This window comes from Proteus sp. TJ1640, assembly GCF_003144445.1.
Classification (GTDB): Bacteria; Pseudomonadota; Gammaproteobacteria; order Enterobacterales; family Enterobacteriaceae; genus Proteus; species Proteus penneri.
In genome coordinates this window covers 221,581-236,612 of the sequence record NZ_PENY01000027.1, presented here as the reverse complement: position 1 = coordinate 236,612, position 15,032 = coordinate 221,581, and the positions used below count along the sequence as shown (strand labels likewise).

Annotated in this window: 10 protein-coding genes and 1 pseudogene; 2 read left to right on the top strand and 9 right to left on the bottom strand. The window is 36.3% G+C overall.

The genetic code is table 11. The features are described 5' to 3' along the window. Positions 1 to 6 precede the first annotated feature (6 nt). A complete protein-coding gene (locus DK861_RS13475; protein ID WP_109400448.1) occupies positions 7 to 921 on the top strand; it encodes a dihydrodipicolinate synthase family protein in 915 nt (304 codons plus the stop codon). A 113-nt stretch (positions 922 to 1,034) separates the two neighbouring features. Here the strand turns inward: DK861_RS13475 and DK861_RS13470 are convergent. The 8 genes and pseudogenes from DK861_RS13470 to DK861_RS13435 all read right to left on the bottom strand — a co-directional run. Beyond that, positions 1,035 to 1,283: pseudogene (locus DK861_RS13470) on the bottom strand (pyridoxal-phosphate dependent enzyme); the annotation flags it as partial. Between the two features lie 123 nt (positions 1,284 to 1,406). Then, a complete protein-coding gene (locus tag DK861_RS13465; protein ID WP_162556784.1) occupies positions 1,407 to 2,159 on the bottom strand; it encodes a hypothetical protein in 753 nt (250 codons plus the stop codon). Between the two features lie 235 nt (positions 2,160 to 2,394). Next, entirely contained in the window at positions 2,395 to 4,845 is a 2,451-nt protein-coding gene (glgP, locus tag DK861_RS13460) for a glycogen/starch/alpha-glucan family phosphorylase (protein ID WP_109400446.1), read from the bottom strand. A gap of 44 nt (positions 4,846 to 4,889) precedes the next feature. Further along, positions 4,890 to 6,323 (bottom strand): glycogen synthase GlgA, encoded by a 1,434-nt coding sequence (gene glgA / locus DK861_RS13455; protein ID WP_109400445.1) that lies wholly within the window; start codon positions 6,321 to 6,323, stop codon positions 4,890 to 4,892. Then, on the bottom strand, positions 6,320 to 7,669 hold the full coding sequence (glgC, locus tag DK861_RS13450) for a glucose-1-phosphate adenylyltransferase (RefSeq protein WP_109400444.1): 1,350 nt from the start codon (positions 7,667 to 7,669) through the stop codon (positions 6,320 to 6,322). Before glgC ends, glgA begins: the two co-directional genes overlap by 4 nt. Before the next feature lie 21 nt (positions 7,670 to 7,690). Beyond that, positions 7,691 to 9,760 carry a glycogen debranching protein GlgX gene (gene glgX / locus DK861_RS13445; RefSeq protein WP_109400443.1) on the bottom strand — a complete coding sequence of 690 codons (2,070 nt, stop codon included), beginning with the start codon at positions 9,758 to 9,760 and terminating at the stop codon, positions 7,691 to 7,693. Position 9,761: 1 nt separating this feature from the next. Beyond that, the gene (glgB, locus tag DK861_RS13440) at positions 9,762 to 11,945 is read right to left on the bottom strand and encodes a 1,4-alpha-glucan branching protein GlgB (protein WP_109400442.1); all 2,184 of its coding nucleotides are present in this window, start codon (positions 11,943 to 11,945) and stop codon (positions 9,762 to 9,764) included. A 367-nt stretch (positions 11,946 to 12,312) separates the two neighbouring features. Beyond that, positions 12,313 to 13,194 carry a LysR substrate-binding domain-containing protein gene (locus DK861_RS13435; RefSeq protein ID WP_109400441.1) on the bottom strand — a complete coding sequence of 294 codons (882 nt, stop codon included), beginning with the start codon at positions 13,192 to 13,194 and terminating at the stop codon, positions 12,313 to 12,315. A gap of 142 nt (positions 13,195 to 13,336) precedes the next feature. Between DK861_RS13435 and DK861_RS13430 the strand changes: the two genes are divergently transcribed. Next, positions 13,337 to 14,062 (top strand): sulfite exporter TauE/SafE family protein, encoded by a 726-nt coding sequence (locus DK861_RS13430; RefSeq protein ID WP_343377238.1) that lies wholly within the window; start codon positions 13,337 to 13,339, stop codon positions 14,060 to 14,062. A 100-nt stretch (positions 14,063 to 14,162) separates the two neighbouring features. Here the strand turns inward: DK861_RS13430 and DK861_RS13425 are convergent, their stop codons facing one another. Continuing rightward, on the bottom strand, positions 14,163 to 14,930 hold the full coding sequence (locus DK861_RS13425; RefSeq protein WP_109400439.1) for a GNAT family N-acetyltransferase: 768 nt from the start codon (positions 14,928 to 14,930) through the stop codon (positions 14,163 to 14,165). Between the last annotated feature and the right edge of the window lie 102 nt (positions 14,931 to 15,032).

Sequence of the window (15,032 nt, the reverse complement as noted above, 5' to 3'; positions counted from 1 at the left end):
CTTAATATGAAAAAATTATTTGGCGTTACAGTGGCAATGGTTACTCCGTTTGATTCAAATGATCAAGTCGATATTAAAGCATTATCTGCATTAACTGAAATGCTAGTAACCAAAGGCGTTGATTGCCTTTATCCTTGTGGCACAACAGGGGAAATGTTGCGTTTATCTGCATTAGAACGTAAAAATGTTGCGAAAACCGTTGTTGAAACAGTGAATAAGCGTTTACCGGTCTTTATTCATGTTGGCGCAATGACATTAATCGAAACCATTGAATTAGCGAAACATGCCGTTGAAATTGGTGCCGATGGTATTGGTGTGGTGACGCCACAATTTTTTGGTGCGACAGACAGAGAATTAGAAAACTATTTTGTGACAGTGGCAAATAGCGTGCCAGATGATTTTCCTGTTTATTTGTATAATATTCCACAATGTGCCGCAAATAATATCAAGCCAGAATTAGCGGCAAAAGTACAACAACAGTGTAAAAATGTAATTGGTATTAAATACAGTTTTGCTGATAACAATACAACATTAAGTTATCTTGCGATTGCAGACGGTTTTTTTTCAGTCCTTCATGGCTACGATAAATTATTCTTAGGTTTATTAGATGCAGGCTGTGACGGTGCGGTTTCAGGTTGTGCATGTGTATTCCCTGAGCCATTTGTGAATATGTATAAAGCCTATATTGCAGGTGATCATCAAAAAGCAAAACACTGGCAACAATTTTGTGTGAAATTTAGTGATGCACTTAAGTCTGGCGCGAATATGGCAATATTTAAATCAGCATTAACTATACGTGGTTTAGATGGCGGTCATATGCGTTTGCCTCAGCTCGATTTATTGCCTGAAGAAAATCAAAAATTAAAAGAGAATTTAACGCAATTGTGTAAAGAAGCGGGGATCACTTTTGCACTTAATTAAAAAAGACTAAGCAAAAAACACCTTCGTTATCTTAATTGAATGGCAATATATTTATGATTTTAAGCAGTATGAAAACAATCCATACTGCTTTTTTAATTGTTAATAATATCTTTTTATTGTGCTAAAAAACGACCATATTGCGCAATATCGACATTACCACCACTAATAATAATGCCTATTTTCTCACCTTTTAATTTATCACCAAATTGACGAGCTGCCGCCAAACTTAAATAACCCGTTGGCTCTACAATCATTTTCATTCGCTGGGCATAGAACTGCATAGCCGAAATTAATTCTTCATCTGTCACGGTTAAAATATCGTTCACATTGTTACGAATGATCTCAAAAGTATAATTGCATAGCAAGGGTTTCAATATTTTGTAGTGTAAGATGTGAGGCCATTGTGTTTTCCTATTTTACTTAAAGTAGATAAAATGTACATCTGGCTGCACATAATGTCTATCATTAGATTAATGGTTTATTTTTCACAAAAAAACAAGAGTATGTTTAGAATAAGGAGAAGGTTGAGTTAATTCATTTTTAGGAGTAACCAATGTTCGTTCAGCTATTTCTTTAACTGCTTCTTTTATTTTAGAAAAATCAACTTTATTTTCTGATAAGAAATTATAAATATATTCAGTTATTAAACAATGAGTTTCATATTTTAAATATGAATTCTCAGAGCTCCCCAAGTCATCTATTGCTTTTACGACTTCAGGGATATCTTGTAAATGTTGGATCATTGTACTTTGCGCAGCATTCTCATCTAAATTTAGATTAAATTTTTTAGAGATTAAAAAAAATAAAATATGTTTAGTTTCTTTTTTTATAATAATTTTGTCATTTTTATATAAATTATCAATAGTCCGATTAATTATAGATGAAGGAAGAATTTTTATTTCATCTTTCCACCAGCCTAAAATATTTTTATCTATTTTTTTATAAGCTTTATTTAATAGTTTTATTGATTCTTCTTTGTTTTCTTTACTAATTCCGTGAGATGATGTTTCTGTAGGTGTATAAATTTTTAGTATTTTTGATAGTAAGGCGCGACTAATTTCTGTAATATTTACACTAACTTTCTTTCCATTACAACCACTAGGAATGTCTATTAAAGGGGTGTTTTTAATATCTTTAATATTATTTAAAAGTTTCACATAACCTTTTAAATTATCGTTATTAAAAACATTTTCTGTATTTTTTCTTTTAATTGCAAAGATATTTGAAATACTTTTCATAAAAACTCCTTTTTTATTAAAAGAAATTTTGACAGAAAAAATAATAAAATATTTCATAAATAAAACAAATTTTCTTAATAAAAAGAAGTGAAGATATAACATCTCTTTTTGAATCTATTTTAGAAACTGTAAGACGTTGCGCTTACCGTATAAAAATGTGTTTTGAATGTTCCAAAATAGTAACCGAGCAATAAAGCGCAGTTACTGTTCTACCCTTAGAAATTTAGCTTAGTTTTTACAATGTAATCGCAGAAGCTTTCCAAATTCGTTGCATATATTCTGTTACCGCACGATCCGCAGAAAAATAGCCCATCTGACTGATAGTTAACGCCGATTTTTTCAACCAAGCCTCTTCATCTTGATAGAGAAGATCAACACTATCTTGAGTATCAACATAGCTACGATAATCGGCTAATACCTGATAATGATCGCCAAATTCAATTAAGCTATCGAAAATTGATTTGTACTTATCAGGATAAGTTGGATTAAAGAAACCATTAGCTATTTGATTAAGCGCAGTATGTAACTCAATATCTTCATCGTAATAGCGACGAGGGGAATAACGCTGTCTTAACTCTGCCACTTCTTGTGCATTGTGGCCAAAGATAAACATATTATCAAAACCAATATGTTCACCAATTTCAATATTAGCACCATCAAGTGTGCCGATGGTTAATGCACCATTTAGGGCTAGCTTCATATTTCCTGTACCAGAAGCTTCTGTTCCTGCTAATGATATTTGTTCAGATAAATCTGCCGCTGGGATAATATGTTGCGCTAAACTTACGCCGTAATTAGGAATAAAGATCACTTTTAGTTTGTTTTTAATACGCTCGTCATTATTAATCTTGCTTGCAATATCGTTGATAAGATTGATAATTTTCTTCGCGTTATAATAAGCTGATGCAGCTTTACCGCCCAAAATAAATACGCGAGGCATCCAGTTTTTATCTGGATTTTCTAAAATGCGATTATAACGAGTGATAATGCCTAACACATTGAGAAGTTGACGCTTATATTCATGAATACGTTTTATTTGCACATCAAATAGTGCATTAGGATTAATATCAATATTTAACTCATCCTTAATGAGCCGAGCAAAACTTTGTTTATTGATACTTTTTGAATCTTTTAATTGGTGCAAGAAATTTTTATCTTTTATCAATGGCATTAATTCACCCAATTGCTCTAAATTTGTTCGCCAATTTGTACCAATATGGCTATCAATTGTTTTAGAGAGAGAAGGGTTTGCTAATGCCAACCAACGACGTGGTGTGATCCCATTAGTTATATTGCAAAATTTCTTAGGATAGATCGCCGCAAAATCAGCAAATAAAGATTGCACCATTAATTGGCTATGAAGTTCAGAAACCCCATTAACCTGATGACTAATAATAACCGCTAACCATGCCATACGGACATTACGACCATTTTCTTCATCAATAATAGAAACACGACGTAATAAGTCGTTATCATTAGGATATTGTTCTCTAACTTGCTTTAAGAATTTATCATTAATTTGGAAAATAATTTGTAAATGACGAGGAAGCGAACGACCTAGCATCTCAACAGGCCAAGTCTCTAATGCTTCACCCATTAATGTATGGTTGGTGTATGAAAATATCTGAATAGTTTGCTTCCATGCCTCATCCCAGCTAAATTCATGCTTATCCATCAATTGACGCATTAACTCAGGAATAGCCAGCACGGGATGAGTATCATTAAGATGAATTGCAATAAAATCTTTGAGATTATCAAAACGTTGATGCAGATGGTAATGACGTTGCAAAATATCTTGAACAGAAGCACTTACTAAAAAATATTCTTGTTGTAAACGCAACATTTTACCTGACATTGTTGAATCATCAGGGTAGAGAATACGAGAGATATTTTCAGAGCGATCTTTTGCTTCGGTTGCCTCTAGATATTCACCTTTATTAAATTTACCTAAGTTAAATGCAACATTTGATTTGGCTGACCACAAACGAATGGTATCTGTCGCTTGTGTGTTATAACCTGGAACAATAGAATCATAAGGTTGTGCTATAACATTGAAGGTATCAACCCAATAACTTTTCTCACCTTCTTGTTGTAAACGCCCACCAAAATCGACTTCAAATTGCAGATCATAACGAGGGAATTCCCAAGGATTACCTTTTTCAAGCCAGTTATCCGCAACTTCATGTTGTTCGCCATCTTTAATTTGCTGGCGGAACATGCCGTATTCATAACGAATACCATAACCTGTAACGGGATAACCTAGTGTGGCACATGAATCAAGAAAGCAAGCAGCCAAACGACCTAAACCACCATTACCTAAACCTGGGTCTGGCTCAAGTTCGATTTGCTTTTCAAGATCAAGCCCTAATTCTTTTAATGCTTCTTTGACTTCGTGATAAACACCTAAAGAGAGCATGGCGTTTGTTAAAAAGCGCCCCATAAGAAACTCCATCGAAATGTAATAAACCTGTTTTACTTTCGGTGAAAGTTCCGCTTTGGTCGATTTTAACCAACGTTCAACTAAGCGGTCTCTGATAGCATAAGAAGTTGCATTTAACCAATCTGTTGGGGTTGCATATTTTGGCGATGTACCAACGATAAACATTAGTTTGTAAACAATAGAACGCTTTAATGATTCAATATCCTTATCAGGGGATAGATAATCAAACTCACATAAATTTTTCATTATAAATCTCTTTTATGATCCACTGGTTCAAATAGACTTCATGTCTATAAATGTTGATACAGTGTTGCATACGTTTTCGCAGCGGTTTCCCAACTAAAAATAGTCTGATTCATGCCATTAGTTTGAGTTTGTTTCCACTGCTTTGGCATACTCCATAAGGTAAAGGTACGATTTATAGCCTGACGTAGAGAATCAGGTGTCGCATCATAGAAAACAAAACCCGTAGCTTGGTGATGCGCTAAATTTTCTAATGAACAATCATTAACCGTATCGGCTAATCCACCAGTGTGTCTCACTAAAGGTAGAGCGCCATATTTCAAGCCATATAACTGAGTTAACCCACAAGGTTCAAAACGACTAGGCACCATAATTACATCAGCGCCCGCGACAATTTGGTGTGAAAAACTTTCATCATAGCCAATATGAACTGCTACATTTTGCGGATATTGTTGTTGTGCGTGTAAAAATGTTGCTTCAAGATGACTATCGCCAGTACCTAATAAAACAAATTGACCACCTTGTTTAGCGATATCTGGGAGCGTTTCAATCACTAAATCGAGCCCTTTTTGCGAAGTTAAGCGACTTACAGCCGCAAAAAGAGGGGCATTGTTGTTGACAGGTAAACCACATTTTTTCTGTAATACGGCTTTGTTATCTAAACGCATATTCAGGTTTTGAACATCATAACGACGCGTAATTAACCTATCTATTGAGGGATCCCAAACCTCCTCATCAATACCATTTAAAATGCCACTTAATCGCTGTTCATAAGCACGTTGACGCAATAACCCCTCTAAGCCGTAACCACATTCGTGAGTGGTTATCTCCTTGGCATAAGTTGGGCTGACAGTCGTAATATGGTTAGCATAAAAGAGGCCTGCTTTTAGGAATGAAATCTGTCCGTAATATTCCAATCCATTAATTGAAAAACAGTAATCAGGTAATTCAAGTTGATGCAGATGATAAGGTGAAAACTCACCTTTATAAGCCAGGTTATGAACAGTAAAAACAGATTTTGCAGAGTAATGTTTAATCGCTAAATAAGCACAAGCTAGTCCTGCATGCCAATCATGGGCGTGAACAATATCCGCTCGCCATAAAGGATCCAACCCCGCTGATAGTTCACTGGCAACCCAACCTAATAGGGCAAAACGAAAAACATTATCATCATAAGCATGTTGATGTTGATCGTGATAAGGACTACCTGTACGTTGATAAAGATGAGGTGCATCAATAAGATAAATATCAACGCCTCGGTATTGTCCGTAAAGCAGAGAAATATTACCTGCAAATGTATCGATATTAGTTACTAATTTGAGTTCGGGAATATTATCTTTGATAGCAGGAAATGCTGGAATAACAACCCGTGCATCTAAACCGATCCTTTTCTGCGCTAAAGGCAAAGAACCCATAACATCGGCTAATCCCCCTGTTTTTAGCAGAGGGAATAATTCAGAACAACAGTGAAGGACATTCATGAAAATGCCTCCTCATTTTGAAGTTTTTGTTCTGCATTTTTTTCTATTGGATTTTCTTTTTCTTTACGTGCTAATTGCTCCAGCATTTCTCTTGTTACAAGCACGATACCTTCTTCAGTGCGGTGGAAACGTGCAGAATCTTCTTCAGCATTCATCCCAATAACTGTACCTTCTGGAATTGTACAGCTACGTTCAATAATACAGCGTTTTAAATAGCAATGATGGTTCACTGTCACATCAGGTAAAATGACAGAATCTTCAATGTGGCAGAAAGATTCAACGCGAACTAATGGAAATAGAACAGATGAATAGAGCGTTGAACCATTGATAATACAACCGTCAGCAATCAGCGAGTTCATCATTTGTCCATGTTCATCATGATTATCTTGAACAAACTTGGCTGGCGGTAAAGAGGTTATAAAGGTGCGGATGGGCCAATCTTTTGCATACATATCAAGCTCTGGTGTTACAGAAGCTAAATCGAGGTTAGCAGACCAATATGCTTCAATGGTTCCTACATCGCGCCAGTAGGGAGGAACTGAAGGGTCTGAGCTGACACAAGAGAGTTCAAAAGGGTGCGCAAGAACATCACCACGTTCCGTGATTTTAGGAATAATATCTTGGCCAAAGTCATGGTGTGAATTTGGATCACGGCTATCTTCTTCTAATAAATCAAAAAGGTAATCTCTATCAACCACATAAATACCCATACTTGCTAATGAGTGTTCAGGATCATTAGGAATACAAGGCGGGTTCGATGGTTTTTCTAAGAAATTAAGTACTCTACGATTTTCATCGATATCCATAATACCAAATTGGAATGCATTTTTTTTAGGAACACGAATACAAGCTACAGTGAATTTTGATTTGTGTTCAACATGATCAAGCAATAAACGTGCATAGTTCATTTTATAAATATGGTCGCCAGCTAAAATTACGACATATTTTGCTTGGTAGTTACGAAGAATATCGAGATTTTGATAGATAGCATCAGCTGTACCCATATACCAATGTTCAGTATTACGACGTTGCTGAGCGGGTAATAAATCAACGAACTCATTCATACCTTCATTGAAAAATGACCAACCACGCTGAATATGTTGAACCAGCGAGTGCGACTGATATTGAGTGATTACACCAATACGACGGATCCCAGAGTTAAGACAATTTGATAACGTAAAATCGATAATTCGAAATTTTCCACCAAAGAAAACCGCCGGTTTTGCACGTTTTGAAGTCAATGCTTTTAAACGCGTACCACGACCTCCCGCTAAAACGAGTGCAATTGCCTCTTTAGGGAGTTGTTGTGCCAACATTAATTTTTGGCCTTGTTCTGTAGTCATCATAGTTATAGCACTCCAATCAAATCACTTAACCTGGGAGGAAATAATGGGTAATTTTTTAGTAGAAGACTGAGTATAAAAAACACGCTTTCGCCAAAGAGTGATACTGTTAGGTTGTACTTCACAATGCTCAAATTGAGCCGGATGACAATCAGGCCAGCTAGTCGTATCAAGCAAGCAAGACCAATACCCTTCAGGTAAAGAAAAAACTATGCTGTTTCTTAATGGGTTAAACATTAAGATCCATTGTTGAGCGAAAAGAAGTTGTAATGGTGAAGGGGGAAGTTGTTGCCAATCTTCATGGCTCATAGGTTGAGCATTCTGATTTAACCAAATAATATTTTGGCTATTTTCCTCCCACCATTTAAGCGAACTTAAAGGTGTAATTTGGTGACGTAATTCAATGAGATGGTGAATGTAATCAGTTAAGTTGTAAGGCCGTTTAAACCATTTGATCCAACTGACTTTATTATCCTGACAATAAGCATTATTATTACCATATTGCGTATTCCCCACTTCATCACCGGCGAGTAAATGAGGGGTTCCTCTAGAAAGCAGTAAAGTTGCCAGCATATTCCTTGTTGCAAGCAATCTGTGTTGATTTGTTTTTTCGTTAACTATCAAACCTTCTTCACCAAAATTCACACTATAATTGGTGTTATGCCCATCTAGGTTTGATTCACCATTCTCTTCGTTATGTTTATTCTGATAACTCACTAAATCTCGCAGTGTAAAGCCATCATGGCTCGTTATCATATTGATACTAGAATAGGGAGGCCGACCGTTTTTATGGTATAACTTTGCAGAGCCCGTAATATTGTCTGCAAATGTCGCAATAGAGACGTCACGCCACAACCAAAAACGACGAATAACATCGCGATAGCTATCATTCCATTCTGTAAATGGAACAGGAAAATTACCAACTTGATAACCATCAGAGCCTAAATCCCAAGGCTCCGCAATAAGTTTAATACGAGATAACAGCGGATCTTGTCGTATCGCTGTTAGTAGTGGTGATTGAGTATCAAAATAAGGGACTCGACCAAGACTTGTCGCTAAATCAAAACGAAAACCATCAATATGAAATTCTGTCACCCAATAGCGTAGGCAATCCATCACCCATTGCACCGTTTCAGGGCGGTTTAAATTGAGTGTATTACCACAACCCGTCCAATTTTGAGCTTTGTTTTCGTCGTTTAGCCAATAATAGCTTTGGTTATCAATACCACGTTGCGAAACAATATAACCTTCAAATTGATCACTTAATTCTGCAGTATGGTTAAATACCACATCTAAAATTACCTCAATATTGGCTTTATGTAAGCATCTTACGGCTTCCCGAAATTCATCAATAATATTCCGACCTAAATTAGAATAATATTGAGTCGATAAAGCGAAAGGCGCTAATACGTTATAGCCCCAATAGTTTTTTAAACCAATTTTATGAAGATGTGGCTCTGTTAAATGATATTGAATAGGCAGCAATTCTAATGCCGTAATACCTAGTTTTTTCAGATGTGAAATAAAAGCAGGATGCCCTAATGCTGCATAAGTACCCTGTAAATTTTCGGGTATTTCAGGATGCAGTTTTGTCAGTCCTTTTACATGTCCTTCGTAAATAATAGTTTCTGACCATGGCGTATTTAAAGGTTGATAAGTACCTTTTTCTTTATAAGAATGGCAAAAGCAACCGCTATCATCCGTAATAACTGCTTTAGGTGTAATCGCACTATCATCATGCTCTAATGCATTAAAAACAGGAGAGGTGTAAGGTAATGTATTGTCAACAATACCTGTCACTTGTTTTGCATAAGGATCTAATAATAGCTGCTGAGGTTGATAGAACAATCCTTGATCAGGGTTCCATTCGCCTTCTACACGATAACCATAATGTAACCCAGGTCCAGCACCGGGCAAATATCCATGCCAAATTGCGCCTGTTTTACCCGGTAATGGGTAGCGGATCTCTTTGCCTGCTTTATCAAACAGACAAAGAATGACTTTAGTGGCGTTTTCACTAAAGAGTGTGAAATTTACGCCATAGCCATCATAATGACTCCCCATAGGAAAAGGACGCCCATAATCTAAAGACATATTAATCCTTCAATCTTAAATACAGTGTCGCAAGCGGAGGCAGCGACAATGACAATGAATAAGGTTTGCCATTAAATTCACTTGCGGTTGTTTCTATTTCACCTAAGTTTCCTACGTTACTGCCGTTATAAAACTCAGAATCACTGTTGAGAATTTCCCGATATGTACCTGCTTTATTTACACCAACAACGTAATTGTGATGCACAACAGGCGTGAAATTACTGATGACAATGACTTCATTGTCTTGTGTATCTTTACGACAAAAAGCAAAAACAGAGTTATCGCGATCATCAACGGTAAGCCACTCAAAGCCTTCGCGCTCAAAATCACATTCATAAAGCGGAGCATTAGCTCGGTAGGAAAGATTCAAATCTCGCACAAAATGTTGAATACCTTGATGCGGACTATTTGGCTCTTCAAGAAGATGCCAATCTAAGCTACAGTCATGGTTCCATTCATGCCATTGTGCAAACTCACACCCCATAAAGAGTAATTTTTTGCCAGGATAAGCCCACATAAAGCCGAGATAGGCACGTAAATTGGCAAATTTTTGCCAATCATCGCCAACCATGCGACCAATCAATGAGCCTTTGCCATGCACAAATTCGTCGTGAGAAAGAGGCAAAACAAAGTTTTCGTTATAGGCATAGAGCATGCCAAAGGTCATTTGATTGTGGTGGTATTTACGATAAATAGGATCACGTTGCATATAAGCTAACGTGTCATGCATCCAACCCATATTCCATTTGTAATTAAAACCTAAGCCACCATCATCAGGCGGTAAGGTAACACTTGGGAAATCAGTTGATTCTTCTGCAATTGTGATCGTACCCGGACAAGTTGCACCTAATAACTTGTTGGTATGACGAATAAAATCAATGGCTTCTAAGTTTTCCCGTCCACCGTGTTTATTTGGGATCCATTCACCTTCTTTTCGGCTATAGTCACGATAAAGCATTGAGGCAACAGCATCGAAACGAAAGCCATCTAGCGCAAAGTGTTCATGCCAATACAATAAATTGCCTGAAAGGTAATTCAGTACTTCATTGCGTCCATAGTTATAAATCAACGTATTCCAATCGGGATGAAAACCTTCACGTCTATCTGCATATTCATAGAGTGATGTGCCATCAAAATTACGTAAACCATAATCATCTTCGGGAAAATGACCAGGAACCCAATCTAAAATGACATTAATTTCAGCCTGATGAGCTGCTTCGATAAAATCACGAAAATCCATAGGTGAACCAAAGCGACGAGTTGGTGAATATAACCCTAACGGTTGATATCCCCATGAGCCATCGAAGGGGTGCTCATTAATGGGCAATAGTTCGATATGGGTAAAGCCCATTTCTTTAACGTAGGGAATTAACTGTTCGGCTAGTTCACGATAACTTAACCAACTTTGATCGTCAGTGTGTCGGCGCCATGACCCTAGATGAACTTCATAAATAGAGATAGGTGCATTACGTTGATTCGCCTGCTGACGCGATAATGGCATTGGTTTGATGGGGGGTAATGTATTGATAATTGAGGCAGTTTCAGGGCGTATTTGTGTTTCAAAAGCATAAGGATCTGCTTTTAAACGACGTTCACCATTCGCATCAAGGATAGAATATTTATAGCAATCCCCAAGATGCGCTTGGGGAAGGAAAAGCTCCCACATTCCACTTTCACGACGTAGTCGCATTGGAAAACGTCGTTCATCCCAGAATGAAAAATCGCCTACAACGCTTACGCTTTTTGCGTTGGGTGCCCATACAGCAAAAGTAATACCATCAATATCACCCAATTTGGCAGGGTGAGCGCCTAAACATTGATAAGGGCGGGAGTGATGGCCTTGTGCTAAAAACCAAATATCCATTTCTTGCAATAAAATGCCAAATTGATAGGGATCATCAACAACACCTTGTGCATTTTCCCACGTTATATCTAAACAGTAACTAAAACGACGTTTACGTCGAGGAATCGCTCCACAAAAAAAACCACTGGGGTGTATGCGCTCTAGTGTTGCGACTTTTCGTCCATTCTTTCTATCAATAACACTAACTGCAACTGCATCTGGTAAAAAAGCACGAACCTCTAAGCCAACTGATGTTTCATGCATACCAAGAAGTGCAAAAGGATCAGGCTCATATCCATTAATTAGTTTTTCTACTGATTTTTTGGTTACAGCTACAGACATCTTATCGTCCTTCGTTGTCAGCAAATAAATTAATAAAATTTATATTTAGATATCAGCATAGAACGTTAATTTAAGTTAAACAATAAGTGTCTATAACCGATTATTTAAAATTAAAATAATTTATATAGGTTAATTTTCTTATTTATTGACAATATTTAATTGAATTAAAACAATTTTAATGTATTTGGTATAGAGGGGGTATGAATTATAAAAATAGCACAATTAGCTTTTTCAGATATTCATAAAAAAAGAAGTTATCATTAGGTATTCTTAATATATTGGCTGGTGGATAGTTCTAAAAAGTGTCATTAATAGGATTTAAATCGCCATTTTTATGAAAAGAAATTAATTGCTTCATTAATAACTATTAACTTTTCTGTTGGGTGAGCCATTGTTCAAAATCAAGATGTGTTTTGTTTTTTTGTACTCCTAATGGTGTTAAAGCGTAGTAACTTATCGGTGCAATTTGGATATCAGGAAATAATACTTTTAAAGTACCGTTATTTATTTCATTCGATAAAATAGAAACAGGACCAATGCCTAGACCTAATCCTTCAATAATGGCTTGAAGAGAAATATGAAAGTGATCAAATCGATAGTGACGTAAGAATGAGCGTTGTGTATTAAGATGGGTTGCCATTAACCATTGCTGCCAATGACCAGGACGAGTAAGCGTATCAATAACAGGACAGTCAAAAATATCTTCAAATTTAGTGACACTGTAACGTCTTAAGAGTTTTTCAGAAGCAATTAAACAATGCTTATCCTCTAAAAAAACAACAGATGAATACTCTTGTTGCTGAGGTTGAGGGCGAATAATCAGATCATCATGACTAATCAAATGAAATCGTTCACTATTTGCAGAGGCAATTTGGATATTTGCATTAGGGTATTGAAGATAAAAATCCTCCATTCGCGGAATAAGCCATTTTAAACAAAGTGTTGTAGGAACACTGATATTTAAAATATCGTTTTTTCCACCATTACCATAACGAAAACCAATATCATTTAATTTATCAAAAACATCACTTAACTCTTGCGCCAGTGTCAATGCATAAGGAGTGGGGACTCGACGCAAACCTTGTTTATTGAATAAAGTGACACCAAACCATTTTTCTATAACTTGGATATGACGGCTGATTGCTCCATGAGTGACACATAATGTTTGTGCGGCTTCAGTGTAACTTTGGCTATGACAAGCGACTAAGAAAGCACGCAATGAAGGTAGTGGAGGAAGATTTCTCATCATAATTTCTCATTATGGTTTATTTATCATAAATAAAGCGACTATCTGATTAAAATTCACAATACCGTGACATTTTATCACAGGTAAAAATAAAGAAGATAGGTATGATACAGCGTCTTTAACTTATTGAACTTTAAGGATGATAATGAGTTTTATCGCAGTTATTTTATTGGCAATCTTGTCTGGCTTAATCAGTGGCGTTGTGGGAACGGGATCTTCTATTTTATTAATACCTGCTTTAACTTATGTATTTGGTGCCAAGGAAGCCGTACCTATCATGGCATTAGCTTCAGTAATGGGAAATTTATCTCGCATTTACTTATGGCGTCATAGTATCCGTTTTAAGCCACTTTTTTATTATTTATTACCTGGTATTCCTGCGGTTATTTTAGGTGCCAATACATTATGGGTTATGCCTGAAAAATGGCTCAATATCGGGATGGGGCTGTTCTTCATTTTGATGATCCCCGTGCTCCACTTACTACGCAAATATCAAATCCAAATGAAAACCTACCAAGTTATTATGGCTGGTGCTGTTATCGGCTATTTAACGGGAGTGGTGTTTTCCACAGGACCATTAACGATCCCTATATTCTCGGCATATGGTCTAACATTAGGATCATTACTTGCGACTGAAGCTGCTGCCTCATTTGTTATCTATCTCACCAAAGCTCTGACATTTAGCCAACTTGGTGCAGTTAATAGCTTTATCTTAATTAGCGGGGTATTAGTAGGTTGTGGCTTAACAGTAGGAAATTATCTTGGCAAGAAACTGGTATTAAAACTAACACCAAGACTTTTTCAATGGTTATTGGATGCCATGTTGATCTTTGCAGGTAGTTCACTGTTTATTAATGGAATTATCAATTAGTTAAATTTTTATATTGTTAAGTAAGATGTGTAGTATTTTATAAGTAAATTTGTGCATTAAAAAAGAAGGCTCAATAGAGTGATTGAACCTTCTTATGAAATTATTTGTTAATAAAGCTTAAATAGTTAAAGAGTGGTTTAAAACCAAATTTACGATAGAGTGCCAAACCATCTGCTGATGCATCTAAAAAGCAGCGTTCTACACCTTGCTCACGACAAAACTCTAACACATGCTTAATCAAATGAGTTGCATAACCATTGCCTTGATAAGCAATATCGGTTCCAATATCGTCAAATCGCGCTAATTTATCATGTAATGTTAGCGTTAATGACGATACAGGTTGACCTTCAACTAATAAAGCATAATGGAAAATAGTGGCACCATTATCTAATGCTTTCTGGTGATAGCGAATATATTCATTAACAATCGTATCATCACTATCATCTCCCACTGGAAACGCTGTTTTTAATGGGCGCGCCCACTGCTCAAGATTGTGATTGGTTAAAATAATATCGCAAGGATTATTACTATAAGACGGGAATACTGCTTCCGATAATGTTAAATACATTGCTGTTGTCATACCATCACCAGTATAACCTGCATTTTTTATTATTCCTTCAAATTCAGGTAATAATGTCTCTGGTAATACCAAAATATGGTCTTTTTTCTGTGAAGTAAAAAGGATGCTGGCTTGCTGAAATGAGCTTTCTGTTGCGCCTTGGCGTAGATAAATAAAGTTAAAAATGGCAGCATCCATAGGTGTCATAAAGCAATGAGTATGATCACCAATACGAATATTGTTTTCACAAATTTCTGACCAAAAAGCTTTTTCTACTATTTTAAATTCTTTATACAGTTGTGCATCCATAATGGTTCTCTAGCTGAGTCGTGATACGCGATATGGCGTTAATAAAGGTTCCGCTTTTTGTAAATGCGTGTTGTGCAACGCATTTGTAAAATAAAGGTGACA